Annotated in this window: 32 protein-coding genes and 1 pseudogene; 19 read left to right on the top strand and 14 right to left on the bottom strand. The window is 66.5% G+C overall.

What is annotated here, in order from left to right:
- The first annotated feature begins 53 nt into the window (after positions 1-53).
- The 5 genes from ACQP2D_RS00550 (at position 54) to ACQP2D_RS00530 (ending at position 4,038) form a co-directional block, all read left to right on the top strand.
- A complete protein-coding gene (locus tag ACQP2D_RS00550) occupies positions 54-1,193 on the top strand; it encodes a septum formation family protein (RefSeq protein ID WP_433681779.1) in 1,140 nt (379 codons plus the stop codon).
- Positions 1,193-1,543: a metallopeptidase family protein gene (locus tag ACQP2D_RS00545; RefSeq protein ID WP_433681778.1), complete on the top strand. Its 351-nt coding sequence runs from the start codon at positions 1,193-1,195 to the stop codon at positions 1,541-1,543. The genes ACQP2D_RS00550 and ACQP2D_RS00545 overlap by 1 nt, the downstream gene beginning before the upstream one ends.
- A 157-nt stretch (positions 1,544-1,700) precedes the next feature.
- Positions 1,701-2,021: a PE family protein gene (locus tag ACQP2D_RS00540; protein WP_433681777.1), complete on the top strand. Its 321-nt coding sequence runs from the start codon at positions 1,701-1,703 to the stop codon at positions 2,019-2,021.
- Positions 2,022-2,053: 32 nt separating this feature from the next.
- A complete protein-coding gene (locus ACQP2D_RS00535; RefSeq protein WP_433681776.1) occupies positions 2,054-3,211 on the top strand; it encodes a PPE domain-containing protein in 1,158 nt (385 codons plus the stop codon).
- Positions 3,208-4,038, top strand: a complete 831-nt coding sequence (locus ACQP2D_RS00530; protein WP_433681775.1) for an ESX secretion-associated protein EspG — start codon at positions 3,208-3,210, stop codon at positions 4,036-4,038. The genes ACQP2D_RS00535 and ACQP2D_RS00530 overlap by 4 nt, the downstream gene beginning before the upstream one ends.
- A gap of 376 nt (positions 4,039-4,414) precedes the next feature.
- On the opposite strand, the gene ACQP2D_RS00525 is transcribed toward ACQP2D_RS00530, so the two are convergent.
- The 3 genes from ACQP2D_RS00525 to ACQP2D_RS00515 are packed head-to-tail and all read right to left on the bottom strand — an operon-like array spanning position 4,415 to position 5,639.
- On the bottom strand, positions 4,415-4,573 hold the full coding sequence (locus tag ACQP2D_RS00525) for a hypothetical protein (RefSeq protein WP_433681774.1): 159 nt from the start codon (positions 4,571-4,573) through the stop codon (positions 4,415-4,417).
- A 5-nt stretch (positions 4,574-4,578) separates the two neighbouring features.
- On the bottom strand, positions 4,579-5,049 hold the full coding sequence (locus ACQP2D_RS00520) for a PPOX class F420-dependent oxidoreductase (protein WP_433681773.1): 471 nt from the start codon (positions 5,047-5,049) through the stop codon (positions 4,579-4,581).
- Entirely contained in the window at positions 5,046-5,639 is a 594-nt protein-coding gene (locus tag ACQP2D_RS00515) for a dihydrofolate reductase family protein (RefSeq protein ID WP_433681772.1), read from the bottom strand. The genes ACQP2D_RS00520 and ACQP2D_RS00515 overlap by 4 nt, the downstream gene beginning before the upstream one ends.
- A 91-nt stretch (positions 5,640-5,730) precedes the next feature.
- Here ACQP2D_RS00515 and ACQP2D_RS00510 point away from each other — a divergent pair, with 91 nt between their 5' ends.
- A complete protein-coding gene (locus ACQP2D_RS00510; RefSeq protein ID WP_433681771.1) occupies positions 5,731-6,183 on the top strand; it encodes a winged helix-turn-helix transcriptional regulator in 453 nt (150 codons plus the stop codon).
- Between the two features lie 81 nt (positions 6,184-6,264).
- On the opposite strand, the pseudogene ACQP2D_RS00505 reads toward ACQP2D_RS00510, so the two are convergent.
- The 4 genes and pseudogenes from ACQP2D_RS00505 to ACQP2D_RS00490 form a co-directional block, all read right to left on the bottom strand.
- Positions 6,265-6,375, bottom strand: a pseudogene (locus ACQP2D_RS00505) (pyridoxamine 5'-phosphate oxidase family protein); the annotation flags it as partial.
- 175 nt (positions 6,376-6,550) lie between these two features.
- Positions 6,551-7,213 (bottom strand): histidine phosphatase family protein, encoded by a 663-nt coding sequence (locus ACQP2D_RS00500; RefSeq protein ID WP_433681770.1) that lies wholly within the window; start codon positions 7,211-7,213, stop codon positions 6,551-6,553.
- A complete protein-coding gene (gene pheA, locus ACQP2D_RS00495) occupies positions 7,210-8,124 on the bottom strand; it encodes a prephenate dehydratase (protein WP_433681769.1) in 915 nt (304 codons plus the stop codon). The genes ACQP2D_RS00500 and pheA overlap by 4 nt, the downstream gene beginning before the upstream one ends.
- Positions 8,125-8,134: 10 nt before the next feature.
- Positions 8,135-8,575 carry a hypothetical protein gene (locus tag ACQP2D_RS00490; protein WP_433681768.1) on the bottom strand — a complete coding sequence of 147 codons (441 nt, stop codon included), beginning with the start codon at positions 8,573-8,575 and terminating at the stop codon, positions 8,135-8,137.
- Between the two features lie 353 nt (positions 8,576-8,928).
- On the opposite strand from ACQP2D_RS00490, the gene ACQP2D_RS00485 reads away from it, so the two are divergent.
- The 5 genes from ACQP2D_RS00485 (at position 8,929) to ACQP2D_RS00465 (ending at position 13,477) form a co-directional block, all read left to right on the top strand.
- A complete protein-coding gene (locus ACQP2D_RS00485) occupies positions 8,929-9,690 on the top strand; it encodes a DUF2470 domain-containing protein (RefSeq protein ID WP_433681767.1) in 762 nt (253 codons plus the stop codon).
- 253 nt (positions 9,691-9,943) lie between these two features.
- A complete protein-coding gene (locus ACQP2D_RS00480; protein WP_433681766.1) occupies positions 9,944-10,735 on the top strand; it encodes a CPBP family intramembrane glutamic endopeptidase in 792 nt (263 codons plus the stop codon).
- Positions 10,736-10,840: 105 nt separating this feature from the next.
- Positions 10,841-12,292, top strand: a complete 1,452-nt coding sequence (locus ACQP2D_RS00475) for an LCP family protein (RefSeq protein ID WP_433681765.1) — start codon at positions 10,841-10,843, stop codon at positions 12,290-12,292.
- A 10-nt stretch (positions 12,293-12,302) separates the two neighbouring features.
- Positions 12,303-12,857, top strand: a complete 555-nt coding sequence (locus ACQP2D_RS00470) for a ferritin (RefSeq protein WP_433681764.1) — start codon at positions 12,303-12,305, stop codon at positions 12,855-12,857.
- Positions 12,858-12,928: 71 nt separating this feature from the next.
- Positions 12,929-13,477, top strand: a complete 549-nt coding sequence (locus ACQP2D_RS00465) for a ferritin (protein ID WP_433681763.1) — start codon at positions 12,929-12,931, stop codon at positions 13,475-13,477.
- A gap of 296 nt (positions 13,478-13,773) precedes the next feature.
- Here ACQP2D_RS00465 and ACQP2D_RS00460 read toward each other — a convergent pair whose 3' ends face one another.
- The 4 genes from ACQP2D_RS00460 to ACQP2D_RS00445 all read right to left on the bottom strand — a co-directional run bounded on the left by ACQP2D_RS00460 (position 13,774) and on the right by ACQP2D_RS00445 (position 17,139).
- Positions 13,774-14,697, bottom strand: a complete 924-nt coding sequence (locus ACQP2D_RS00460) for a DUF5926 family protein (protein ID WP_433681762.1) — start codon at positions 14,695-14,697, stop codon at positions 13,774-13,776.
- A gap of 243 nt (positions 14,698-14,940) precedes the next feature.
- On the bottom strand, positions 14,941-15,708 hold the full coding sequence (locus tag ACQP2D_RS00455) for a glycerophosphodiester phosphodiesterase (RefSeq protein WP_433681761.1): 768 nt from the start codon (positions 15,706-15,708) through the stop codon (positions 14,941-14,943).
- A complete protein-coding gene (locus ACQP2D_RS00450) occupies positions 15,705-16,745 on the bottom strand; it encodes a DUF4328 domain-containing protein (RefSeq protein WP_433681760.1) in 1,041 nt (346 codons plus the stop codon). Before ACQP2D_RS00450 ends, ACQP2D_RS00455 begins: the two co-directional genes overlap by 4 nt.
- A 22-nt stretch (positions 16,746-16,767) precedes the next feature.
- Complete coding sequence (locus ACQP2D_RS00445) at positions 16,768-17,139, bottom strand: rhodanese-like domain-containing protein (RefSeq protein WP_433681759.1); 372 nt, start codon at positions 17,137-17,139, stop codon at positions 16,768-16,770.
- Between the two features lie 575 nt (positions 17,140-17,714).
- Between ACQP2D_RS00445 and ACQP2D_RS00440 the strand changes: the two genes are divergently transcribed.
- On the top strand, positions 17,715-18,326 hold the full coding sequence (locus ACQP2D_RS00440; protein ID WP_433681758.1) for a hypothetical protein: 612 nt from the start codon (positions 17,715-17,717) through the stop codon (positions 18,324-18,326).
- 53 nt (positions 18,327-18,379) lie between these two features.
- On the opposite strand, the gene msrA is transcribed toward ACQP2D_RS00440, so the two are convergent.
- Complete coding sequence (gene msrA, locus ACQP2D_RS00435) at positions 18,380-19,087, bottom strand: peptide-methionine (S)-S-oxide reductase MsrA (protein WP_433681757.1); 708 nt, start codon at positions 19,085-19,087, stop codon at positions 18,380-18,382.
- Positions 19,088-19,350: 263 nt separating this feature from the next.
- Here msrA and ACQP2D_RS00430 point away from each other — a divergent pair, with 263 nt between their 5' ends.
- The 5 genes from ACQP2D_RS00430 to ACQP2D_RS00410 all read left to right on the top strand — a co-directional run bounded on the left by ACQP2D_RS00430 (position 19,351) and on the right by ACQP2D_RS00410 (position 22,514).
- Positions 19,351-19,974 (top strand): superoxide dismutase, encoded by a 624-nt coding sequence (locus ACQP2D_RS00430; RefSeq protein WP_433685957.1) that lies wholly within the window; start codon positions 19,351-19,353, stop codon positions 19,972-19,974.
- 345 nt (positions 19,975-20,319) lie between these two features.
- Entirely contained in the window at positions 20,320-20,847 is a 528-nt protein-coding gene (locus tag ACQP2D_RS00425) for a peptidase (protein WP_433681756.1), read from the top strand.
- A 101-nt stretch (positions 20,848-20,948) separates the two neighbouring features.
- On the top strand, positions 20,949-21,107 hold the full coding sequence (locus tag ACQP2D_RS00420) for a hypothetical protein (protein ID WP_433681755.1): 159 nt from the start codon (positions 20,949-20,951) through the stop codon (positions 21,105-21,107).
- 23 nt (positions 21,108-21,130) lie between these two features.
- Positions 21,131-21,604 carry an N-acetyltransferase family protein gene (locus ACQP2D_RS00415; RefSeq protein WP_433685956.1) on the top strand — a complete coding sequence of 158 codons (474 nt, stop codon included), beginning with the start codon at positions 21,131-21,133 and terminating at the stop codon, positions 21,602-21,604.
- Between the two features lie 91 nt (positions 21,605-21,695).
- The gene (locus ACQP2D_RS00410) at positions 21,696-22,514 is read left to right on the top strand and encodes a methyltransferase domain-containing protein (RefSeq protein ID WP_433681754.1); all 819 of its coding nucleotides are present in this window, start codon (positions 21,696-21,698) and stop codon (positions 22,512-22,514) included.
- Positions 22,515-22,575: 61 nt separating this feature from the next.
- On the opposite strand, the gene ACQP2D_RS00405 is transcribed toward ACQP2D_RS00410, so the two are convergent.
- Entirely contained in the window at positions 22,576-23,343 is a 768-nt protein-coding gene (locus ACQP2D_RS00405) for an SDR family NAD(P)-dependent oxidoreductase (RefSeq protein WP_433681753.1), read from the bottom strand.
- Between the two features lie 176 nt (positions 23,344-23,519).
- On the opposite strand from ACQP2D_RS00405, the gene ACQP2D_RS00400 reads away from it, so the two are divergent.
- Both ACQP2D_RS00400 and ACQP2D_RS00395 read left to right on the top strand, forming a co-directional pair.
- Positions 23,520-24,398 (top strand): SDR family NAD(P)-dependent oxidoreductase, encoded by an 879-nt coding sequence (locus ACQP2D_RS00400; RefSeq protein WP_433681752.1) that lies wholly within the window; start codon positions 23,520-23,522, stop codon positions 24,396-24,398.
- A gap of 35 nt (positions 24,399-24,433) precedes the next feature.
- Positions 24,434-25,114, top strand: a complete 681-nt coding sequence (locus ACQP2D_RS00395; protein WP_433681751.1) for a TetR/AcrR family transcriptional regulator — start codon at positions 24,434-24,436, stop codon at positions 25,112-25,114.
- Between the two features lie 553 nt (positions 25,115-25,667).
- Here the strand turns inward: ACQP2D_RS00395 and ACQP2D_RS00390 are convergent.
- On the bottom strand, positions 25,668-26,393 hold the full coding sequence (locus ACQP2D_RS00390) for a TMEM165/GDT1 family protein (protein ID WP_433681750.1): 726 nt from the start codon (positions 26,391-26,393) through the stop codon (positions 25,668-25,670).
- Between the last annotated feature and the right edge of the window lie 80 nt (positions 26,394-26,473).

Here is a 26,473-nt window from a genome sequence, read left to right as displayed (position 1 = left end):
CGATCCGACCAGGTCGTGGCACCGGAGATCAGACGCTGACATGATGGATCGCGATGTCTGCTGATGATGTGCCCCAGGACCCGCGTGAACTCGAGCCGCGCTCGGGCGAGTGGTCGCGCGCGGAATCGTTCCCGCAGTCGGTGATCATCGACCGCGACGCGGTCGCCGACGGCAAACTGCATCTGTCCGCGCCGAAGCTGCGCTGGGTGCTGCTCGCCGCGGCCGCGGGCGCCGTCCTCATCTCGCTGGTCGGCCTGTTCATCACCGGCTACGACAATAAAAAGGGCCTGGAGGCGCACACCCCGGGCTCGCCCGGCGAGACGGCGCTGGACCGGGAGTTCGGCACCGCGGCGAGGGGCGATTGCCTCAGCTGGAGCAAACAGGATCGCAGCGATCTGGTGAAGGTCGCCTGTTCGAACAAGCATCTGTTCGAGGTCGCGGCCGATGTCGATATGGCCAAATATCCCGGCGTGGAATTCGGTCCCGGCTCGCGCTTCCCGGACTCGCTGCGGCTGACCGAACTCAAGGAAGAGCACTGCATCCCGGCGGTGGCGCAATATCTGAGCGGCAGGCTCGATCCGCGCGGCCGCTATGTCGTCGGTCTGATGTACCCCAGCCCCGACGGCTGGAAGCACGGCGACCGGACGCTGCGCTGCGGGCTCCAGTTCTCCGGCAGCACCGGCACCCCGCTGCCGACCACCGGCAGCGCCGCCGAACACGACCAGTCGAAGGTCTTCGAGCCGGGTACCTGCCTGGGCATCAACCAGAACCTGCCCACCGATCCGGTGGACTGCGCGCAGGCGCATGCCGTCGAAATCGTCTCCACCGTCGACCTCGGCCAGCGCTTTCCCGGCGGCCCGCCCGCCAAGGACGACCAGGACAAGTTCATGGAGGACGAATGTGGGCGCGCGGCAAACGATTACCTCGGCTCCCCCGACGCGGTGCGCAATAAGACGCTGACACTGTTCTTCGATTACCTCGACGCCCGCAGCTGGCTGTCGGGCAGCCACAAGCTGGACTGCATGATCGGCAAGGGCACCGACCGGGAGGGCTTCGCACCGATCACCGGCTCGGCGAAGGGCGAGATTCTGATCAATGGCCAAGCGCCGGTCCCGCCGCCGAATTCCGGGCGCTCGACCCCGGCACCGCTGCCCGGCGCCGCGCCGCTGCCACCGCAGCCGCAGCCCCGCTGATGTCGGTCACCATGTCCGCGGACCGGTTCGAGGAGCTGGTCGGCGATGCGCTCGATCTCATCCCACCGGAGCTGACCCGTGCCATCGACAATGTGGTCGTGCTGATCGAACCGCGCAATCCGGAGGATCCACATCTGCTGGGCCTGTATCACGGGATCGCGCTGACCGAGCGGGACAGTCACTACGGCGGATCGCTACCGGACACCGTAACCATCTATCGCGAGGCGATTTTGGACATCTGCGGCGACGAGCGTGAGGTCGTCGAGGAGGTCGCGATCACTGTGATCCATGAGATTGCACACTATTTCGGCATTGACGAAGACCGGTTACATGAGCTGGGATGGGGCTAGTCTTTACCCAGCTGTTTGGGACCGGAAACAGCTGCGACAGACCGGGATAGAAATTTGGGGACTCGATGGAACCGATCGCGTGGCTGTCGCGTCCTATCACTCGTAGGGGGAATTCTCGTGGTTCCGCCCAGTAGTTGCCACTAGAAGGAGTCGAGTCATGGTTGGCCTTGTAAACATCTCACCCGAAGCCGTCCTCCTCGCAGCGGGCGAGCTGGATCTGCTCGCCGAACGGCTCGCCGCCGCGTCCGCGCTGAGCGCTCCGGCAACCCATGTGGTCCCCTCCGGTATCGATGAGGTGTCGCTGCTGGCGGCGCAGCACTTCAACAAGGCGGCGATCACCCACGACCAGTCGGTGAGCCAGCTCGTGCTCGAACTGCATCACGCCGCCGCGACGCTGCGCAGTCAGCTCGCCACCCACATCGGCGAAGACATCGTGAAGGCGGGCGTCATGAACGTCCAGGCCTCGACCATCATCTGATCTGCGATCACGGATTAAGGGGAGTTACTGACATGACCGCAGGTGTTACCGGGGTGTTCTGGCTGCCCCGCATGGCAGAAGCAAATTCCATCGCCCTCAACGCGGGTGCACACGGCATTCCGATCTCGGCCGCCGCTACCGCGTGGGGCGCGCTCACCGGTGCATGGGTGGACGCCACCGCGACCGTCGCACGGGTGATGGCCGAACTCGGCGTCGGCATGCAAGGTGTCACCGGTCTCGCCGTGCTGAGCCGGCTCGGCGGCATCACCGCATGGGCCGAACAGCAGAGCGTCATGGCAGCCACGATGGGTGCCAAGGCCGCAGCGAACGCGACTGCGTACACCGTCGCCTCGATCGCCATGCCGAGCCTGCCGGAGATCGCGGCCGTGGACGCCGCGCGGGTCGCCGCGCACTCCACCGGCGGCGTGCTCAACGGCACCTCAGAAGCCGCCGAGGCCGCCAAGGCGGCGCTCGATCTGCGGGCCGCGCTGACCATGGAGACCTACGAGGCCGCGACCAGCGCAATGGTCGTGACGCCCGGCGAGTTCATCAACCCGCCGCCGATCGCCAACGGTGCCGGTACCGCGGACGCGAGCCAATCGTCGGAAGCGGCTTTCGGAGGCGACCCGGTGCAGGGCGCGCTCGCCGCGGCGAGCGCATTCGTGCAGAACCCGGCCGTGGTCAGCGCAGCGACCCAGGCGGCGAATGTGGCGGGCGGTGTGCTCTCCGGCGGTGTCACCACGGCCGGAAATATTGGCGCAAGCGCGATCTCGGCCGTTACCAGTGCGGCGGCACCGTCCGCGGCCACCACGGTCGCGCCGATGGCTGCCATGGGTATCGGCGGTGTGGCCAACGCCGCCACCGCGACCCGTTCCGCATCGTCGGTGCCGGGCGCCACGCTCAACAACGGCTCGCTCAAGATCCCCGCGGGCTGGGGTGCGGGCGCGACCAGCGGCGGTACACCTGCCGCGGCGGCGGCGACCGAGAACGTCTCGGTTCGGCTCGATAGTGCTCCGGTGCGCAGCGCGTCGACGTCCGGCAGCCCGCTGATGGGTCACGGCACTCATTCGGATGAGGACGATGAGTCCGAGCACAAGACCCCGGATTACCTGGTGGCCGATCACTTCGCCGACGGCCGGTACGCCACTGACGGGGTCATCGGTGTCGACGCCTCCGGGACGGCTAAGTGACGGTGCTGGGTGCGGGCCGCGGCCCGTCGATGCTCGCGTCGGTCGTGCTGTCACTCGACGAGATGCAGTATGTCCTGGAGACACTGGAGATCGACGAGCTCCCCGTCGTGCTGCAAGCGATGGGGAGCTACGACAATGTGACCGATCACGATGCCGCGATGGCCGTGGCCGCCCAGTCGCTCACCGATCGAGAACTCCTGATCGATGGCGCCGTCCACCAGGAACTCGAAGACCGGCTGCGCGCGCTGTACCGCCCCCACTGGGTGATCGCGGTGCGGCTGATCGTCGAAGGTCAAGTGAGCCGCATGTGCCTGGCGAAGGGCGATGACCTGGTGACCGTCGCCCTTCGCGGGCCACACTCCTACGTGATCGACCAGATCGAAGAGGATCTGCCCGCGCCGATCCTCGCGGCACTCGGCCCCGCCGAAGCGCTCGAGCTGACCGGTATGAACGCCCCGACCGAACAGCTCGTCCCGATATTCGACGATGCGGGCGATGCCGCGGCAACCGCGGCCCGCCTGACCAAGGTCGGTAATCCGCCACGAGACGCACAGGTCCTGGCCTCGGCGATGGTGCAGATCCACTCGCACACCGAAATCGTCGGCGTCATCTACGGCGACGGCACCAAGGACTACGCCGACAACCACATCGCCGTATTCAATACGCGCGCAGGACGATTCATCGCGACCGCGAGTATGTCCGATGACGGGACCAAGTGGACGTCACTGAGCAGTGGGACAACCGCGCGGCTGCGGACGGCGCTGTTGGATTTGATCAATTCGCTGCCGGAGCGTGAGGAGTTTCCTCGGAGTCCGAAGTTGGCTTAGGTGGGGTTCCGTGAGGCCGGGTTGTCCGGGTGAGATCGGGTCGTCCGGGTGAGATCGGGTCGTCCGGGTGAGATCGGGTCGTCCGGGTGAGATCGGGTCGTCCGGGTGAGATCGGGTCGTCCGGGTGAGGCCGGGTCGTCCGGGTGAGGCCGGGTCGTCCCGGTGAGGCCGGGTCGTTCAGGCGCGATCGGGTCGTTCGAGTGAGTGTCGAGCCCCTGCCCCGCAGTCGCTCGACGATGCCGTCGAGATCGTCGATGACTTAGACGATGGGCCCGAAGCCCCAGTCGGTTCGTCGACCTTTATGCTGCTGCCGGATCGACTGGCCGGTGGTATTTGGTCAGTTCGAGTCGGCCGCTGCCGTCTGGCGCGTTGACGGTCACCATTCCGGCTCTACGCCATCGAGCCCTACGACCCCGTCCACCCACTCGCCCTCGAGTCGCATCGGGCTACTTCGTTCGAAGCCGAGGTCGACGAAGAATGCCGTCCCGAGCTCGAGATCATCGACGACGACGCCGACATGATCGAATCGCAGCACACCGCTCAAGCGACGCCTACTGTCTGCTGCTCGGGTTCGATGAGCGCAACCACGCGCTCATCGCCTCGCGAGTACGGCTGACCGATGTATTTGGTGGCCAGTTGGTCGACGATCGTCCAGGCGGCCTCGCCTTCGAGCCACTCGACAACGCGGCCGCGAATGATGACCGGCTGGAACGGGCTGTCGGCTGGTGTCAGGGAGAGCGCGACTCGAGGGTCGCGGCGCAGGTTGCGGGCTTTGCGCGAGTGCGGGCCGGTGATGATCGCGATGTAGTCGCCGTGCGTGCCGATCCAGACGGGGACGGTATGTGGGGCGCCGTCGGGCAAGATGCTGGCGAGGTGGGCGAGCGAAGTTCCGTCGAGCACGCGGCGCACAGTGGGGTCGAGCATGGTGGTCATCTCCTGGCGTGGGTTGTTGGTGGGCTCGTGGCGGTGGTTGTGGGCGAGCGAGGCAACCGTGCCGGTGTCGAGAGTCATCGCTCGACCTCGTAGCGGAGGTGGGTGACTCCGGGCGCCGGGACGGCTTCGACGAGGCGGAGGCGCACGTGCTCGGGCAGCGATTGGAAGAACGGCCGGCCCACACCGAGCAGGACCGGCACCTGGTGCAGGACCACCTCGTCGACGAGCCCCGCCCTCAGCGCCTCGGTCACGACAGCGCCGCCCATGAGGCCGACATCCTTGCCGCCCGCGCTCTCGCGGGCCGCCGCGACCGCGTCTTGGATGCCGGTGGTGATGAGGGTCTGCCGCTCGGTGATCTCCGGTGCCGGCCGGTGGCTGAGGACGAACAGTCGGGCCGTCGGGTGCGGGCTGCCGCCGCCGAAGTGGTCGGAGTCTTCGTAGGTGTTGCGTCCTGCGACGACGGCACCCACGCGTGCGGCGAGGGCGTCGAAGATCCGAGCGCTCGGCTCGCTCAGCCCGAACCCGTCGAACACCTGGCTGGGGGTGTCGCCGTTGAAATACCAGTCGAACAGCATCGTCGCGTCGCCGAGGCCGCGCCCGGCACCGGGATCGCGGCCGGTGATGTACCCGTCGACCGACACGGCATGGGCGCTGAAGACCTTGCTCATCTCTCTGATCCTCCCTTGGGTTCCTTCAAGAGACTCAACGACCATAACATTCAAAGTTCCCTTAGGGAACTCAAATTGCTATGCTGACCCCATGCAGCGCACGAACTTCAGTGAGATGGCGTGCTCGATCGCACGCACGCTCGACGTCATCGGCGAGCCGTGGTCGCCGCTGATCCTGCGTGACGTGTTCGCCGGATTCACCCGGTTCGAGCAGATCCAGGCAGACCTCGGCATCTCACGCAAGGTGCTGACCGAGCGGCTGAACCACCTCGTCGAGCACGGAGTGCTCGAGCGCCGCCCCTACGACCGGCGACCGCGCTACGAATACGTCCTGACCGAGAAGGGCGCTGAACTCGTCGACCTACTCATGGTCATGGTCGGCTGGGGCGACAAGTGGCTTGCGGGCGAAGCCGGCCCGCCAGTCCTCTACCGCCATCACGCATGCGATCAGATCAGCACCGCGGAACTACGCTGCGCCCGCTGCGGCGAGCCGATGCACGCAAACAACGTCGACCTCCTACCCGGCCCCGGCGCAGCCGCCTGACCGACACCTTCCCGGACAGCTTCGAGGACGGCCGCGACGGCAAGTCGAGCACCCGTCGAACAGTGCAGCACCCGTCGAACAGGCCAGCCGCGAACCGAAATGCGTTCGGAGGTCTATGAACTCGGGGTCGTCGGGTCGAACTACCCGCCCGGAACCGAACAACCGCAGAATCCTGGAGTTCCGGGTGAACGAGGGTTCCCGGAGGCGCTGAGTGGTGGGTGGTGGCGGATTCGGCTTGGTTGTTTGCGTTTTCGACTGAGTCCGTGCGGATCTCTTCAGGGCGGTCCCTGATCAGCGCACTCCCTGGGTCCGCCCCGATGGATCAAGGTCGTCGCCAACAGCACCGGAACCTACTCAGCGACAGGGTTCAGCCCATGGGGTCATCGGCGGTGGGGGCTACTTCGTAGCCGAAGGGTGGGGTGAAGCGGCCCCAGCGGGTGCATTCCCAGCCGCCTATGGCGCGGGGGATCAGTTCGATGGTTTCGGTGTTGTCGAGGTGGTTGTTGGTGGTGAAGGGGGGAGCTACGCCGCTGAGGGTGCGGGAGACGAGGCGCATGGCGGCGCCGTGGCTGACCAGCATGATGTCGCCATCGCTGCCGTTGGTCAGGTATGTGGTGCGGAGGTCTTCGATGATGGGGAGGAAGCGGGCGAGGACGTCGTATCCGGACTCGCCGCCGGGGACTCGTTCAGCCAGATCGCCCTCGTGCCAGGCACGATAGATCCGTTGGAATTGTGCGTGCGCTTGCTCGGTGTGCTGGCCTTCCAGCTCGCCGACCTGCACTTCGTGGACATTGTCGAGGACCTCGACGGGTACACCGGTCGCTGCCTCGATATATCCGGCGGTCTGTCTCGCGCGCAGTGCGGCCGAGCAGAACAGCGCCTTGGGCGGTCTCGGGAGGCTCGAACCGAATGTCTTCGCTTGGGCCGCACCACGTTCGGTCAGCGGCAGGCCGGGCACCCGGGTGTCCAGGATTTTCGCGACATTGCCTTCGGTTTCGCCATGGCGGACGAGAATCAGCTTGCCTGTCATAGGTCGGTCACCCCCTTGCGCAGCTGGGTGAGCCACTCCGCGGCGTGCTCGTCGGAGGGCGGCGGGGTTCCGGTCGCCGAGGTCGCGGGCCAGGAGCCCAGGAAACGGATCCGCGCGGTGCGATGCAGTGCCTTGAGCGCCTCGGCGACGGCCGTGTCGTCGATGTGCCCGACACAGTCCAGATAGAAGCGATAGGTGCCCAAACCCGTTCGGGTGGGCCGGGATTCGATTCTGGTCAGATCGATGCCTCGGGTGGCGAATTCGGCGAACGCGCGCATCAGTGAGCCCGGCTCGTTGGGTAGTTCGAGCACAATCGACGTGCGGTCCGCACCGGTCGCGGGCGGTGCCGCCCTGGGGCTGGTGACCAGTACGAAACGGGTGATCGCCTGTTCGTGGTCGGCGACGCCGGACACCAATGCCGTGAGACCGCGACGCTCACCGGCAAGCGCGGTGGAGACCGCGGCGTCGGCACGACCGTCCGCGACGTCCTCGGCCGCGGCCGCATTCGACGCCGAGGTGTACATCTCGACATTCGGCAGTGTGTGTGCCACCCACTCCCGCACCTGCGCCGCGGCCACCGGATAGGCGGCCAGGGTGCGGACGTCGGCGAGCGTGGTACCCGGCCTGGCCACGATCGTGAAACTCACCTCGAGTTCGGTTTCGGCGATGATCTGCAGCCGCGGGCCGATGGCGAGCGAATCCAGCGTCGCCGAGATGGAGCCCTCGACCGAACTCTCGATCGGCACGACGGCACCCTCGACATCGCCGGACCGGATCAGGTCGAGTGCCGCTCCTTGACTGGGCGCGGCAATCCGCTCGACCGGTCCGTCGAAGGCTTGCGAGGACTCGAGTTTGGCGAGGGCCATCTCGGTGAAGGTTCCGGACGGCCCGAAGTACGCGATACGCGGCACGGTTACGAGATTACTTGCGTGTGCTGAGGATGCTGAGAGTTCGAGTCAGATCGTCGGGCGCAGCGCTTTCGATCGCCAGCAATACGCCCCGCGCCGCCTCGACCGCGGGCGGTTTCAACGAGGTCAGAAAGGCGATATCCGGCTGGGCCAGTGCCGCCCGAATATCCTCACCGCAGAGGGCGGCAACGGTTCCCGCGACGATAGCCAGGGCGCGCTGCCCATCGGCGGTCCGCGCGATGAACCCGCCATCGGAGTGTGCGATCTCGGCTAGAAAATCGGCGACATCGGCATCGGGCACATCCGCGTCGAGAATTCGAACGCCGATCTCCCCGGCCCCGATCCCCCGCACCAACCCTTCGTCCAGACTGCGCCGCGCGGGCGTCGGCGCCGACAACGAAAGCAGCACCGGCTCCCCCGCCACTCCGTGCGCCGCCTGCACTCCATCCGCCATACCCCCACCGTAACCACGGCCGAGCACCGAGCTGCCGGCACGGGTCCGCCGGCACCGCGGTCAGCTCGACCCACCAGGTCCACCTCACCCCGAGAATTCACACCACACCCGGTCGCTGACCAATTGGCACGGATCCGCCCAACGACCGAACCACCGGCACGAATGCGCCCAGCACCTCAGTCAGCCTGACCCACCGATCACCCCGAGTAGTCACACCACCCCCGGCGGCCGGCGCCGATGCGGCCGAAAGGTGCGGGGATTCTCAGGATCCCGGCGACGGGAACGGTTGCGGAAAGATCGGTCGTGACTTAGCTTAGGATAACCTAATTGCGACGCTCGTCCTGGAGGTATGCATGCCGAACCCGACCGTTGCACCGTCCACCGCCGAGCGGGTTCGGAGTGCGTGCGCCCATGCGGAGCAGGCGGTGCTGGCGATGCCGGGCATCGATCCGACGCCGATCTCGGTGCATCATGTGCGGCAGTGCGGTGATGCCGTGATCGCGGTGCCGACCGCGTCCATGGCCGCGGTGCTGGCCGGGAATTCGGGCGAGAGCGGCGCGCCCGCGGTGCTCGAACTCACCGATCACGCACCGCTGCCGCTGCGCGAGCCGGTCCGGGCGCTGGTGTGGCTGCGCGGCTGGGTGCGGGCGGTGCCGACACAGGCGCAGCGGGCGCTGGCCACCGAGGTCGCCAAGGATCATCCGCATCCCGACCTGCTCGATGTCGGGTACACCTCGACCCTGCTGCGCGTGGTGATCAATTCCGCGGTGGTGGCCGACTCCACCGGTGCCGAATCCGTCTGCGTCGACGAACTCCGGCTGGCCCAACCGGATCCGTTCTGCGCCCTGGAATCGGCCTGGCTGCAACATATGGACGCCGACCACGCCGATATCGTCGCCCAACTCGCCCGCCACCTGCCGCCCCGCCTGCAGCGCGGCACCGTGCACCCACTGGCCATCGACCGCTACGGACTGACCCTGCGCGTCGAAGGCCACGACGGCGACCACGACTTCCGCCTCCCCTTCAGCACCCCCGCCGATGACATCGAATCCCTGAGCCGCGCCGTCCGCACCCTCGCAGGCTGCCCCTTCCTCAACGGCCTGCGCCGCATCTGATCCGCCACCCGCCGCCGCACCCGGACCGTTGAAATCGCCGAACAGCAGAGCGTCGGCTGCCCTTCCGCGCACTCACTCTGGGTGACTCGACCCCACTCGACCGGCACAACCAGCGACGCCATCGATAAGCATCAGCAGCACTCCGGCCGGACCAGCACAGCTCGCCACCATGACCGTCCGGTCGGCACGGCCGGCGGCGTGACGCGACACGTGCATCACCCGCGTAGGAGGTATGGGCAATAGATTCGGACGCATGCGTGGTGAGACCGGTCCCGATCGGGACGAGCCGGAGCTGAGCGATCGGGAGCGACTGGGGATACGGCTCGAGATCCTGGTGGTCCTGGTCGTGACCTTTGGGTTGAGTGGGCTCAATGCGGCGCTGTCGCTGCTCGACAGTGCGTTGTCGCCAGGTGGTGTCGGCGGGCGGACCGTTGCGCTGAATCCCACGCGGGCGGCGCAGTCGACCATCGATCTGCTGTTCCAGCTGCTCAGCGCGTTGCGTTTGGGCGGATGGGCCGCGTTGGGGCTGTATCTGCTGTGGCGCAGCGGGCTCGGGCCGCGAATGATCGGGTTGGCCCGCATGCATTGGCGTTCCGATGTGGTGCCGGGGCTGGTGTTGGCGGCCGTGATCGGGTTGCCGGGGCTCGGGTTGTATCTGACCGCGCATGCGCTGGGGTTCAGCGTGACGATCGTGCCGAGTTCGCTCGGTGACCACTGGTGGCGGTTGCCGGCGCTGATTCTGTCCGCGTGTGCGAATGCGGCGGCCGAGGAGATCGTGGTGGTGGCCTATCTCATCACCCAACTAGGCAGGCTGGGTTGGTCGGAGAACCGCTCACTGCTGGCGTCGGCGCTGTTGCGTGGCAGTTATCACCTGTATCAGGGCCTGGGCGGCGGGCTCGGGAACCTGGTGATGGGGTTGATCTTCGGTCGGTTCTGGCAGCGCACCAACCGGCTGTGGCCGCTGGTGCTGGCCCACGCCACCATTGATGCGGTCGCCTATATCGGCTATACATTGCTGCGCGGTCACGTTTCCTGGTTGCCGTAACATACGCGGGTCCGGGCGGCGAATTATCGACGAACGCTCATTCGAGCGAGCGAACCTGCGGCCGCTCGTCAAGCCCCCCGACGGCCCACGATCAGTAAAGTCAGAATGATGAACGGCGACGACCCCCACCGCTACGAGCGGACGCGGCGGGTGCCGCAACCCTTCGGAAACCCGGGTGCGCCGTCCAAGCCACCGCAGCGACGCGAACCGCACAACCCGGCTCCGGGCCGCGATCCGCACAACCAGCCCCCGGGTCGTCGCGAACCGCACCAGCCCGGATACGATCCCGGGCGCATCGAACGCACCAACGTGATCCGACGCGACGGCTCGAACCACGCCCCACCACTGGCATATTCCCAGGTGCCGCCGGAGCCCGCCGCGGCGCGGATGCCACCGCCGACCCGCAGGCCCAGGCCGACGCACGCGCCAACTCAGCAGCCGCAGCCGTATCGCGACCCCCAGCCCCGTGGTGTGCCCGGGTACGCACCGCCGCAGCAGCCGCAGCCGTATCAGGATCGGCAGCAGCTGCACCCGCGCCGCGAGGTACCACCGCCGCCCCCGCCCGCGTTGCCACCGTCGCGTCGGGAGCGCGAACCGCGTCCGCCGCGCCGCCGTCGCAAACGGCACCTGTTCCGCTGGTTCCTCGTGCTGTTGGTGGTGCTGGTGCTCGCGGTGGTCGGCGCGATCGTCAAACTCGACGGTTCGCTCACTCGGATCGACGCGCTGGCGAATTACACCGGCCGCGTCGGCGATACTCCCGGCACCAACTGGCTGCTCGTCGGCTCCGACGGCCGGGCCGGGCTGACCCCCGAAGAGGAACAGGCGCTCGCCACCGGCGGCGAGGTCGGGCCCGAGCGCACCGACACGATCATGCTGGTGCACATCCCGAAATCGGGTGCGACCACTATGGTCAGCCTGCCGCGCGACTCCTACGTCAGTATTCCGGGCCACGGCAAGGACAAGCTCAACGCCGCCTTCGCCTTCGGCGGCGCGCCTCTGCTGGTGCAGACCGTCGAGACCGCGACCGGAGTGCGGATTGATCACTACGCGCAGATCGGCTTCGGCGGATTCGCTGGCATCGTCGATACGCTCGGCGGCATCGATATCTGCGTGCCGAAGCCCATCGACGATCCGCTCGCCGGCATCAATCTGCAAGCCGGGTGCCAGACGCTGGACGGCCCGCAGGCACTGGGTTTCGTGCGCAGTCGCGCGACGGCCCTCGCCGATATCGACCGGATGAACCACCAGCGCCTGTTCATGGCCGCCCTGCTGAAGAAGGTGACCAGCGCTGGCACGCTGGCCAACCCGTTCACACTGTGGCCGCTGGCACGCGATACCGCGAAATCACTGAAGGTCGATAAGGGCGATCACATCTGGAATCTCGGCCAGCTCGGCTGGGCTATGCGCGGCGATACGGTGGCAACCACCGTTCCGATCGGCGGGTTCACCGACACCGACAGCGGAAACGTGCTGCTGTGGGATAAGCAGAAGGCGGGCCAATTCTTCGACGACATCGCCAAGGACCAACCGATTCCGGAAGATCTGCTGACGAGGTAGCGTCGGGTCCATGCCCGACATCGACACCGACGCAGACCAGCCCTTCCCCGCGCTGCTGCGCGACCAGATCCGTCGTGGCCTGACCGCCGCGCAGCAGTATCTGGCCGCGGCCGTCTACTTCGATTCGAATCGCCTGCCGCAGTTGGCAAAACACAGCTACGGCAAGTCCGACGAGCACCGCTCGCACGCGCTGCGCATGGTGCAGCACCTCTTGGACCGCGATCTGGAAGTGCAAGTGGGCGGTCTCGATAACGTGCAACCCAGCTTCGAATCGCCGCGTGGGGCCATCGTGTTCCTGTTGGAATCCGAACGCGCCCGCAACGCGCAGATCTCCGAATTGGCCCGGACCGCCCGCGCCGCGGGCGACTATCTCGGCGAGCAGTTCATCCAGTGGTTCCTCAGGGAGCAGGTGGAGGATGTCGCCGGGATGACCACGTTGCTGACGGTGATCGACCGTGCGGCCGGCGATCTGTTCGACGTCGAGGATTTCATCTCACGCGAGCTGCGCACCACACCGCGCGCCGACCTGACCGCACCCAAAATGGCGGGTGCGCGCCGAAATTAATTAGGCAACACTAGCCTCAATAAGGCTGCACTTGGATGACACGCGGCCTGACCAGCGCTAATGTCGCAACTATGTCCAGCCATCCGGAGTCCCCTCGCAGCAAATTCCACGGCCTGCTCCACGACCAGATCCGGCACGAATTCAATGCCGAACATCAATACATCGCGATCGCGGTGTGGTTCGACAATGCGGATCTGCCGCAGCTGGCCAAGCGTTTCTATGCGCAGGCGGTCGAAGAGCGCAATCACGCAATGATGATCGTGCAGTACTTCCTCGATCGGGATATCAGCGTCGAACTTTCCGGTATCGACTCCGCGAAATCCCATTTCGAGAACGCTCGCGAACCGATCGCGCTGGCCCTCGCACAGGAAAAGAACGTCACCGATCAGATCATCCAATTGGCGAGCACGGCCCGCGAAGAGGGCGATTACCTCGGTGAACAGTTCATGCAGTGGTTCCTGAAGGAGCAGGTGGAGGAGGTCGCCAATATGACGACTCTGCTGACCATTGCCGATCGCGCCGGGTCGAACCTGTTCGACCTGGAGGATTTCATTGCCCGCGAAATGAGCGGTCCGAGCGATACTTCCGGTGCTCCGTCCGCGGCGGGTGGCAGCATCTAGTCCGCGATTTCCGAAAGCGAAATCAGGGTCGGCTCGTCGCGACGAGCCGACCCTGTCGCTGTTATTAGAACGCGGGGCACGCAACCCCTGCAATCAGCAATACGTCTTACTTGGCACTCATGGTGCTGAGCAGCGTCTTGAGCAGCGTGAGAATGGCGTCCATGATGTTCCCTACTTTCCTCATCATTCGGTGAGGCTGTCCCTCACCACCACCAGCTTTCGGTGATGCAGTGAACCTAACCGAGCTTGATTAGAAATGAGGGTGTTTCACAAAATTCTCGGTGATTTTTTTCGAATCACCGAAGGGTGACCTGACGAGACCGCAGTCCGTCGCGGGAGCGACGCTCGTCCGCCGAGAGCGGAGCGGTATCGGCCAGCGCCGCCACCAGTCGCTCCCCGAACTCGATGGCCGGCTTGGTCCACTCGCTGGCATGCGATTCCGGGTCGAGATCGAAAACCGGTACCAGCAGGCCGTGCGTGCGGAACGACCCCGCGAAACGTGAACCTTCGCCGAGATGCAAACCGCCCGCGGCGTGCAGCCGGGCCAGCGCCAGCATCAGATCGTCCTCGTGCTCCGGACGAACCCAGCGCACATGCGCCTTCTCACCCGCATCGACCCACCAGGCGGCACCGATGGCATCCGGGCCGAGATCCAGTCGCGCCGAGGGCATGATCGCCTGTTTCGCCTGTTCGATGGTCGCGGCGACCTGTGGATCGGGCTGTACGCCCTCGGGCACCCACCAGTCGAAGTCCTGGTGCACGGTCAGCTCCAGTGTCGCGTCGGCGTCGATCACATCGGCCAATCGCGGTCCGCCCGCGACACTTTCGGCCGCGGTCAGCGATTCGCCCGGTTCGGCGGACTGCGTCCACAGGATGGCGGCCGCGAGATCGGCGGCCGGATCCGCACCTTGGAACTGCATCTGCGCGGCGACGTATCCGGTCGGCGGCTCACCCGCCCGCACCAGTCCGGCGACCGCGCCCGGCAGCACCGTGGCCAGTACGACGGAACGCTCCGCCGCGATATCGGCCGATAGCTTCAACGTCGCGGTCGCCGACGGCACGAACTCACGCAGCGCCACGAGATCGCATTCGGCGGCCAGCCCTTGGAACGGACGCGTGACGGCCTGCGCCGCCTGCTGTTCTTGGGCGGCCCGCCGCTCGGCGAGACGCTGGGCCCGGTTCCCTCCGGGCTTCGGACTATTGCGCTTGCTTTTACCCACGGCAGGTCAAACTACATGGTGCGGCTCGATATGTGCCGCGCGCCGCTCTGAGTCATTTGCAGTGCTACGCGCTGCGTGTTCGTGGCACGCGATGCCTCGACGACTCGGCTGCCATCGATGGCCGTGACTTCGGGCGACCGAATCGATGGCCGTACGTTCGCTCGGCCGCGAACGGTCGCTCGCAGCCGTCGCCCCGCGGTGGCCGGGTTGCGACGAAAGACTATGCGGCCGAAACAATTCGACTCAGGCGGCCGCCAGAAGCGCCTTGGTGCGGGCCGGGTGGTTGGTGGCGACCCAGCTGACGCCGAGATCGGCGCACAGGCGCACATCGTCGGGGTCGTCGACGGTCCAGCAATAGGTGGCGCGGCCCGCGGCGGCGGCCTTGTCGACCAGGTCCGGATGCTCGCGCAGGGTTTTCACCGAGGGGCCGACGGCGGTGGCGCCGACCGTGGTCGCGGCACCGCCGCCCAGGTAGCGCGATGATTCGCCGAGTAGCACCGTCGGCAGCAGCGGGGCGGAACGGCGGATCCGCCACACCGCGGTCGCCGCGAAGGACATGACGACCGCGCGGGAGTGATCGGCGGAGGCGGGAGTGGCGATGCCGAAGCGTTGGAGTTCGGCGAGCAGTTTGTTCTCCACCAACGCGCCATAGCGCACCGGATGTTTGGTCTCGATGAACAGCTTGGTCGGCCTACTGCGCCAATCGAGGACCAGCTCGATCAACTCGCTGAGGGTGAGCACCGAAGCCGGTTCGCCCGCCGCCCCGAAGTCGAGGTCCCTGAGTTCGTCGAGGGTCAACTCGCTGACCAGGCCGGTGCCCGATGAGGTCCGGTCGACAGTGCGGTCGTGCACGCAGACCAGGTACCCGTCCCTGGTCAACCGGACATCACACTCCACGCCATCGGCGCCCTCCTGAAGCGCCAGCTCGTAAGCGGCGAGCGTATGTTCCGGGCGCGCCGCCGAGGCTCCCCGGTGCGCGACGACGAACGGTGCGCGACTGCCCTGGCTCACTTGGCCAAAACCTCCTCATGCTCACGGTGCGGTGTAGTTGTCTCGGGCGTGTCCACCGGCTCGCTGGCTGGCTCTTTCACGGCGCCACCCGGCTGCACGGGTTCGATCACCGGCACCACGGGGTCGACCGCCATCACCCACCGGCGCGCGATCCTGGTGCGGCCGAACAGATCACGACCGGTGATCGACCGCTGCACCCAGAGGGTGAGCACCGCGACCCCCGCGGCGACGAGATCGGTGAACGCGGTGAACAGCACACCATCCGCCTTGGCCTGTAGGGAATCCGCGGTCCGCCACAGCAGCGCCGCCACCGTACACACCGCGCCGAGCAGCCATCCGAGCCACCAGATGCGCACGGCCCGCAGCGCCCGGGGATCGGCGCGCACGGTGACCAGCTCGGTGAGAAAAACGCCGGGCCACAACAGATTCACCACCGGAATCAGACAGCCGAGCGCGAGCATCCGGACCGACCGCGGGTCACGCCGTCCGGCCTCGGCAAACGCGGTTCGACGCGTCTCGATCAACCAGCCGAGCATGGCGAGCGCGCAGCCCAATCCGAGCACCAGGCCGACCAGCGCGGACAGCCACACCATCACATCGGAGAAGTGCAGCAGCAGCGACGGGATCAAGCGGGTGCGGTTGCGCAGCAGAATCAGGTAGCGCCCGAGTTCGGCGCAGGCGGCGATCGCGAATACCGCCGCGGTGGCGATGAGTAGCGCACCGGCCCGGTTCGTCAACCGGTCCAACGGCCGCTGGACCTCGGTGGCGGGTTCGACCGGCGGATCCAGCAGACCCCAGCGCGGAATCTGCTGATAGCGCGGGGTTTCCGGGGACGGCCGCGGCCGGGTCGAGCTCGACCTGCGGATGCGCTGATCGGGGCGGCGCGCTACCCACCGGTAATTGCGCCGCTCGGCGGGGGCATCGATGGGCGCCGGTGACAACAGCACGCCGCGGCAGCGCGGGCACCAGTGCATCGGGGTCGTCTGCACGGCCCAGCGCGCGCCACAGCGCGCACAAGGTTGTACCACCGTACTCATGGCGCCCCTTAACTCTCTCGCCTCAGTAAATTTTCGCCTGGTGATCGCCGTCCGCGACCAGGGGACGGCCCGCCCGCTGCCAGGCCACCATGCCACCGCTGACGTTGATCGCCTCATATCCGATGTACGTCAAGTACTTGACCACCTCGAAGGACCGGCCACCCTGGCGACAGACCACATACAGCTGGGCGTCGTAATCCAGCTCGTCCACCCGTGCGGGCACATCGACCATCGGGATATGGATCGCTCCCGGTGCGTGTCCGAGGTCCCATTCGTCGTCTTCGCGCACATCGAGCAGAATCACCCGCGGCGCGTCCGCGGCGACACGCTCGGTCTGATCGAATTCGCCCGGTACGGCTTCCACCGGCACCGACGACACTTCGGGGCTCGTCACGCTTCGATCCTGCCATGGGTGGCGCACCGCGGGGGAGTTCCGGGCCCGCTGCGCGGGGGACGGGCTGGTACTTCACGGCCTCGACATCGGCACGTTACCTCAGGTATGTTCTGTGCTTCCGGATCCGGTCCGCTGCCCCGCTCCGGGGTCCGCTTGTGCATATCTCGGTCGAAGTTATCCACATAATCCACAACTTGATCCACAGGGCTCAGCTATCGAGCAGCACACGACTCACAGGCTTTGGCTATCAAGGAAATGCCGGGATAATTCGCTCTACGAGGGCTGATGCGATCTGTCATCGGATCGATGCCGCCATCCATCCAGGTTGCTGCCGATCCGTCGACGAGCCTTCCGAGCGACCCGAAGGCGAGCGCCGGCGGTACGAACGACCGATCCGAGACTCCCCTCCTTGCCATCCCGGAGCGGTCATTCGCCGCAGCTTCGGGAACTGAGGCTGCGCAGGTCCCGATACCTACTTGGACGCCGCTCATCGCCGATCGGTTCCGTCGAAACGAGAACACCGGCGAAAAACTGAAATACCGGGTTCCCCTAGGTGGTGTCGGTAGCCTGGACACATGGACGTGAGCAGGGGGCTTCTCAACGGAATGGATACGACCGAACTCAACACCGCACTCTCCGAGGCGGCGTGCCTAGGCCTGCAGGTCGACACCGAAAACGCGCAGCTGAGTCTGGATCTGGAGGTTTTGACGCTGCCGGTCGAGGGACCCGCACCGCAGGACTATCGCGTGAAGCTGACGTTTACCGGGGTCAGCCGGGTCGCGGCCTCGCTGCGCACCCAGCATTGGGACGATCTGGCCCCCACGGTGCTGCCGCTGCAACTGGACGGCCTGGACAAGGCCATCCGCAGCTTCGGTGGCGGACGGCTGCACGGCTGGGAATTCATTGATCTGGACGACAGCGGCTGGGTGCACTGGAGTGAACTGCTCAGCTTCGACACCAAGATCGACTCGCACACCTCCGCGCACGTGCTGGAGTTCTCCCAGGAGGAAGGCATCGATCCGCGCGAACTCGACGTACGAGTCTGGTTCGACGGCATGACGATTCACGACGCGAACGGCACCGAGATTCCGCTGGCAAAATTCATCGCGGGTGGGTTGCGCTGGTGGCAGGCGCATGACGCGGGCGATCCGCGGACCATGCGCCCCGGAATCGTGCCGCAGATATAAGCATCGTCGAAATCGCCTACCGCACACCCGGTCACCGGGTGTGCGGTCTCTTTTCAGGCGCCCGAACCGACCGGACAGCTGACACCGGTGGCATGCACCGGGCAATAGCCGCCCGGATTCTTCGCGAGGTACTGCTGGTGGTAGCTCTCGGCGTAGTAGAAACCCGGCAGCGCATGCCGCGGATCCGTCGCGCCCTGTCCGGGCAAATCGGTGATCTCGGTGGTGATTTCGCCGTAGCCCACTGCCGCGAGCCGCTCGCCATAGACCTGCGCGGTGCTGTGTGCGAGCTGTGCCTGCGCCGGATCGACGGTGAAGATCGCCGAACGGTACTGGGTGCCGCGGTCATTGCCCTGTCGCATGCCCTGGGTCGGATCGTGGTTCTCCCAGAATTGCCGCAGCACGGCACCATAGTCGATGACGGCCGGATCGAAGACGATCAGCACCGATTCGGTGTGGCCGGTCCGTCCGCTGCACACCTCTTTATAGGTCGGGTTCGGCGTGTACCCGCCGACGTAGCCGACCGCGGTCGTGTACACCCCGTCGAGTTGCCAGAATTGCTGCTCCGCACCCCAGAAACAGCCCATCGCCAACACCGCGACCTGCAGGTCTTCCGGAAATGGCGGATGGATCGGGTGATGGTTCACATAATGGGTATCCGGCACCGAGATTGGGTCGGGGCGTCCTGGCAAGGCCTGCTCCGGCGTAACCATGACCGGCTCGGGCAGACGGAAGCGTCCTACCAGTTCGTCGTACCACGACATGGTTCGATGCTAGTCCGCCTTCCCGAATCTTTTGGCCGACGAGTTTGGTACCCCATCAGGTCGATACCGGACCGCCGGTGGGGTAGATGGCAGAGTTAGCCCATTCCCGACGAGTTACCCGGGTGCTCACGAAAATCGGTTGTTGCGAAGGCAACCGGAATGAGGGGGCACAGGGTGAGGTTGGAACCGTTCGGGTGTACGAATGATGGTTGGATGTGCTCGACGACGAGGGCGCACCCAGCCCGACATTAGGAAGGGACATCGTGGCTGAGTACACGTTGCCAGATCTGGATTACGACTACAGCGCCCTGGAGCCCCATATCTCCGGGCAGATCAACGAGATTCATCATTCCAAGCACCACGCTGCCTACGTCGCGGGCGTCAACGCGGCACTGGAGAAGCTCGAGGCCGCCCGCGAGGCGAGCGACCACGCCGCCATCTTCCTGAACGAGAAGAACCTGGCCTTCCACCTGGGCGGCCACATCAACCACTCGATCTGGTGGAAGAACCTCTCCCCCAACGGTGGCGATAAGCCGGTCGGCGAGCTGGCCGCCGCGATCGACGACCAGTTCGGTTCGTTCGACAAGTTCCGCGCGCAGTTCACCGCCGCGGCCAACGGCCTGCAGGGCTCCGGCTGGGCGGTGCTCGGCTATGACACCCTCGGCCAGAAGCTGCTGACCTTCCAGCTCTACGACCAGCAGGCCAATGTGCCGCTCGGCATCATCCCGCTGCTGCAGGTCGACATGTGGGAGCACGCCTTCTACCTGCAGTACAAGAACGTCAAGGCGGACTACGTCACCGCGTTCTGGAACGTCGTCAACTGGGAAGACGTGCAGGAGCGCTTCGCCCGCGCCATCGGCCAGGCCAAGGGCCTCATCTTCGGCTGAATCAGCTCGCCTTCGGGCCCGCGAACCCGCCTCCGAGGCGACCGGTTCGCGGGCCCGATTGTATTTTGTGGCTCGGCCTCGGCTCAACGCTGAGACGTTCGATGCCTCGTGATCCAGCCCATCGGCGTACCCCAGGTTTCGAGCGAAGCGAGATCGAGCATGCGCCGTTCGCGGCCCGGCTCGGACGCGAGCCACCAGGGGGCCGCGAACACGCAGCGCCGCAGGCGCTGCCGAAAGCTCTAGCACTCTTTGGTACTTGTGTGCCAGGTGAGTTCTGGCGCATTCTCGGGAATCCACAGTTCGAGGACGGGCAACGCCGCCCCCGGTTCCATGACGGGAGGCATCATGCATACAAATGGACCCATCGGCATCACGCCGTTCCATGCCCGCGGATCGCTGCGGGGGTTCGTCATATCCGGCCGGTGGCCCGATACCACGAAGGAATGGGCACAGGTTCTGGTGCTGGCCGTGCGGGTGGCGTCGTTTCCCGGATTGCTGACCACCTCGACCGTTTTCGGCGTGCGCGAGGAGCTACCGGATGATCCGGCGCCCGGCACCGTCGGCCTTGTCCTCGCCGAGGGACCGGTGCTCGGTGAGCAGGCGCTGGCACCCGGCCGTTTCGCCGACCATGTGCCAGCGGCCCTGCTGATGCTGCATCCGCCCTCGGAGACCAGGCCCTCACTGCCGGAATGCGTGGGCGTGGCATCGGGCTGTGTGCTGCTGCCCGGTGTTCCGCACCTGGGACTCGAGCATCGCGCCGCGTGGGCCGAGGCGGAATCCGACGGCACCGTCACCTCCCTGGTCAGCCGGGTCGGGTTGGACCCGATCAGCGATCCCGACACCGCAGTGCTGGCCATGCTGCTCGCCGCATAGGCGCCATTGGCTCCACACTTGTGGAGATCCTGTGGCGGATCTGTCGAGATGTGGTGGGCTGCCACGGATTACCGGTCCACGGCCAACCCCCCGTCGGCGCCGTGGCGGTCGTCTTCGTCGTCACCGCCATCGGACATTTCGTCACCGCGGCGATCGCCGAAGCGGCGGTGGCGCATGCGCGGGATCGGAATGCGCTGGATTCGCGGCGTCGCGGCGGGCGGGGCGTGATGAGGCCAACATCTCGCAATGCGATCCATTGAGCACAATGAACAGTGTGCAGAAAGTGAACGGGCCGGTGATCCGGGCCGCCCGTGCCGATGACTATGACGCTATCGCAACCGTCATCGATGACTGGTGGGGGCGCTCGGTGTTATCGCACCTACCGAGGTTGTTCCTCGACCATTTCCATCGAACCAGCCTGGTCGCGGAGATTCCGGTGACGCGGATGCGGGAACCGACCGATTGGCTGGCCGGATTCCTGATCGGCTTCCTCTCACCGTCCGAACCCGATGAGGCCTACATCCATTTCGTCGGCGTCGATCCGCAGTCGCGCAAGAGCGGCCTGGCGCGCGAACTGTACGAGCGGTTCTTCGCGATCGCCCGGGCGAATGACCGGCACATCGTGAAGGCGATCACCTCGCCCGGCAATGACGCGTCGATCGGCTTCCATCGACACCTCGGATTCACGGTCAGCGGCCCGGTGCGCGACTACAACGGGCCGGGCCATCACCTGATCACCTTCGAACGCAAGATCTGATCCGCCTCGCGCGCAGCGAAATCCGCCCGTGTCGGTGGGTCCGCGGGGTGCGGCACGGTTAGCCTTGGACGGTCGAAAGGATCGTCAGCAGATGTCTGGAAACCCGCTTGCCGCCGCTGAACCCTGGGATCTCGTCGCCGACGGATACGCCGACTTCGGCCCCGCCATCATGGCGCCCTTCTCCGCGCACGCACTCGAACTCGCGGCGCTGTCGGCGGATTCGCATGTGGTGGACGTCGCGGCCGGGCCGGGCACGCTGAGCCTGCCCGCCGCCGAACGGGTGGCGCGGGTGACTGCCATCGACTTCTCCGAGCCGATGCTCCAGCGACTCGCCGAGGACGCGCGGGCTGCGGGGCTGACCAATATCGAGGTGAGCGTCGGCGATGGACAGGCGCTGCCCTTCGACGATGACCGATTCGACGCGGGCTTCTCGATGTTCGGGCTGATGTTCTTCCCGGATCGGGCCAAGGGTTTCGCCGAATTGTTCCGAGTGCTGCGCCCCGGTGCCACCGCCGTGGTATCGAGTTGGGCGCCGGTGGCCGAGTCGCCGCTCATGCGACTGATGTTCAGGGCATTCGCCGCCGCCGACCCATCCATCCAGGAACCCCAGCCCAACTTCCTCAACCTGGAGAATCCAGAGGTCTTCGCCACCGAGATGCAGAGCGCGGGCTTCGCCGGGGTGAGCATCCAACGGCACACCAGCGCACTCGCTTTCGCCAGCTCCGACGAGATGTGGGAAACCATGATGCGCAGCAGCGCGCCGCTGGTGCTGATGCGGCGCACCGTCGGGGAGCGGGTGTGGGCCGAACGAGCCGAGCTGATGCGCGCATACCTCGCCGAGAACTACCGCCCGAATGTGCCCCTGTCCACCACGGCATTCCTGGGCATCGGCCACAAACCCATGCCGTGACATGACAAACGCCCCGTCATCCAGTGGCTGACGGGGCGGGTTGTCTTGCGGCGCAGGCGAATTAGCGGGGGGCCATGCGGAGGGCGCCGTCCATGCGGATGGTCTCGCCGTTCAGGTAGTCGTGCTCGACGATGTACTGCGACAGCTGGGCGTACTCGTCGGGACGGCCGAGGCGGGACGGGAAGGGCACACCGGCCTCGAGGCCCTTGCGGTACTCCTCGGTGACACCGGCGAGCATCGGGGTGTCGATGATGCCGGGGGCGATGGTGTTCACGCGGATGCCGAACTGCGCCAGGTCCCGCGCGGCCGGGACGGTCATGCCGTGGACGCCGCCCTTGGAGGCCGAGTACGCGATCTGGCCGATCTGGCCCTCGAACGCGGCGACCGAGGCGGTGTTGATGATGACGCCACGCTGGCCGTATTCGTCGACGGTGTCGGTCTTGGCGATCGCGTCGGCGGCCAGGCGCATGACATTGAAGGTGCCGAGCAGGTTGACGGTGATGACGGTGCGGAACAGCTCCAGATCGTGCGGGCCGTTCTTGGACAGGATGCGCCCGGCCCAGCCGACACCGGCGCAGTTCACCACGATGCGCAGCGGCACACCGGATTCCACGACCTTCGCGATCGCGGCGGAAACCTCGTCGTTGCTGGTGACGTCGGCCGGGATCAGGGTGACGCCGTCGGGCACATTGTCCCCGGCGCGCTCGATGGATTGCGGTACGTCGAGTCCGAAGACGGTTGCGCCGAGATCGGCGAAACGCTTGGCAGTGGCGGCGCCGAGGCCGGATGCGCCTCCGGTGATGATGGCGGCGGAACCCGAAATCTCCACGATGGTCCTCTCGTTCGTGACAGCCAGTTGGCCCTTCGTCAATTGCACCCTAACGGGTCCTGGGCGAGAGCCCGATCACGACTCCCGGACACCCGGAGCCCACCGCGCACAACGTGGTCGATTGAACAGAAAATTATTTGCGAACATATATGTTCACAGGTGGTATCGTCGCTGGTATGAAGCTGTTTTCCGCCGCGTCCGTGGCCGGGCGCCGGATCCTGATCACCGGAGCGGCGCGCGGTATCGGTGCCGCATTGGCACGCCAGTTGCACGCGAAAGGGGCCAAGGTCGCCCTACTCGGCCTGGAGGCCGACCTGCTCGCCGAGGTGGCGCGCGAATGTGGGGACGCGCCCTGGCGGTATTGCGATATCGCCGATCACCTGCAGGTCGAACGCGTGGTGAGCACACTGGTCAGCGAGCTCGGCGGACTGGATGTGGTGGTGGCCAATGCCGGGGTGGCCAAGCAATTGGCGCTGCTCGGCGGGGATCCGGAGGTCATGGAGGAGACGCTTGCGGTCAATGTGCTCGGCGTCTACTACACGTTGCGCGCGGCGGGACCGCACATCTGCCATCCGAATGGATACGCCCTGGTCGTCTCGTCGCTGGCGGCCGCGGTGAATCTGCCGCTGGTCGGGGCGTACAGCGCGTCGAAGGCCGGGGTGGAGGCGCTCGGCAATACGTTGCGCCATGAGATCAGGCATACCGGCGCCAAGGTCGGGGTCGCGTATTTCGCTGAGCTCGATACCGATATGACCTCGCGCGGTTTCGGCACCGCAGCCGCGCGGGCCATCCTCGGCCGGTCGACGGTCTCGGGGGTGGCGCCGCTCGGTCCCGCGATCGATGCGGTCGAGCGCGCCATCGCGCGACGCAAACGTCAGGTCGTTTCGCCGTGGTGGGTGGCGGTGGCGCTGCCGTTCCGGCCGATCGCCCAGCGCGTCATCGATATCGCGCTGCGCCGCGGGGTCGCACGGGCATTGGAGATCGCGCTGACCGAGGAGGCGCCCTTCACCACCGACCAACCGGCCCGCCCCCGCAAAATGGACCGACCGGCGTAGCCGGACACCGTACAACCGACTATCGGAGCCACCGCATGACCCAGTCCGCCAGCAGCGCCCGCCAACTCCCCCGGGGCAGACACGGCCTGCCGAGGGAGGAAGTGATCGCCTCACAGCGCGAGCGGATCCTGAGCGCGATGGCCGAGGCCATGGTTGAGAACGGATACGTCGGGACCTCGGTCGCGGCCATCCTGAAGCGGGCCGGGGTGTCGCGGGAGACCTTCTACGAGCAGTTCCGTTCCAAGGAGGATTGTTTCGAGGCCGCCTACGAGCGGGCCGTCGAGCTGCTGATCGCCAATATCGCCGATGCCATCGGCGGGCCGGAAGCCGATGCGGAGACCGCGGACCCGGCCGATCCAGATCGGTTGGGCCGGATCATGCAGGCGTATTTCGACGGGTTGATCGCCGAACCCGCGTACGCCCGGCTCTATCTCGTCGAGGTGTACGCGGTGGGTTCGAAGGCCGTCGCCCGGCGCGCTCAACTGCAGGAATCCTTCGTCGCGATGATCGCCGATGTCCTCGGTGCCCGCACCGAACAGCAGCGCTTCGCCTGCCAGACCCTGGCCGCGGCGGTCAGCGCGATGGTCACCGCACGCATCGCCGTCGACGATCTGGCCGGACTCAGAGCTCTCCGGGAGCCACTGTTGGATCTGGTGCGCCGCAGCGGTGATCTGTACGGCGAGGCGATGTTGCGGCACTCCGAGGTGCGCGCCTGAGTGCTCTGCGCGCAGCAGAACTGGCGCCCCGCGATCCAGTGCGGCATGGTCGGAGGCCGCCCAGGGCGCATCGCGGTCAGGTGCGCGCCTGAGCGCTCGGTGCGCACCGCCGTCGATGATCTCTCAGAGCTCGCCGGAAGCCACTGTTGGACCTGGTACGCCGCAGCGGTGATCTGTACGGGCGAGGCGATGTTGCGGCACTCCGAGGTGCGCCTCAGCGCTGTGCGCAAAGCAGAGCTGGCGCCCCGCGATCCAGTGCGGCATGGTCGGAAGCCGCCCGGGGCGCATCGCGGTCAGTGGGTTGCTGGGATAGCGGTCGTTGTACGCATTTGGGCGTGCATCGTCAAGGCGGGCACCTCCGATCGCGCTGTTCGGTGCCCCCGCGCTGACCCAGCGATGCGCTGCGCACGCAATCCGCCCTGACGCATCGCCCAGTCCGCCCGGGCCACCGAACAGCGCTCAGTACATCGGCACTTGCGACTCGACGGCTAGCGGTGGAGCAAATACGGGTGCGGCACCGGGTGGCCGGGCGGCAGCAGACGGGGACGGCCGGTCAGTGCATCTCCTCCGCGGGCTCGGCCGCTGGCCGGTCCGGGACGAGTTCGGTGCGGCGCGCGAGCCGTGCTCGGATCAGCAGGGCCGCGCCCGAGGCGGCCGGGGTGAGGATGGCGAAGGCGCCACCGGTGAGCACGCCGATGCCGGGGATGGCCGCGGCGAGCAGGCTCGCGGTGCCGAAGTAGAGGAACAGCAGGCCGGAGCCGATGCCGATGACATGTTCCGGAAGATGTTTGCCGACCAGGATGCCGACGGCGATGGCGAGGGCGTCGGCGGCGACCATGCCGATGGTCGAGCCGATCCAGACACCGATCCAGCTGTTGTCGGTGGCCAGTGCGGCGGTGGCGAACATGGTTCGGTCGCCGAGTTCGGCGAGCAGGAATGCGGAGAGCACCACGAAGTACGGGGCGGTGTTCGTGCGCGGCGGCTTCGGATCCGCGTCCGGAGCGTCGTCGCCGCCGAAATGCTCGCGCAGGGTCCACAGGCCGACGGCCAGGAAGGTGATGGCGGCCACCAGTGCGATGGCCCGAGTCGGCAATGCGGCACCGAGGAAATATCCGACGCCGACCGAGATCAGATGCACCGCCGCGGTCGCGGTCGCGATACCGCCGAGCACCACCCACCAGCGGTAGCGCAGCGCGAACGTCAATGCCATGAGCTGGGACTTATCACCCAACTCGGCGAGAAAGACGATTCCGACGCTCAGCAGGATGGTGGTGATCATGTGGTGCGCACTCCCGGGTCTCCGGCCTGTCGGCCAGGAGATCGGGTACGCCTCCGGCCGACAACGAAATGGTTGTCTCG

It is taken from the genome of Nocardia sp. CA-119907, assembly GCF_050955995.1.
Taxonomy (GTDB): Bacteria; Actinomycetota; Actinomycetes; order Mycobacteriales; family Mycobacteriaceae; genus Nocardia.
This window is presented reverse-complemented; position numbering and strand designations above follow the sequence as displayed.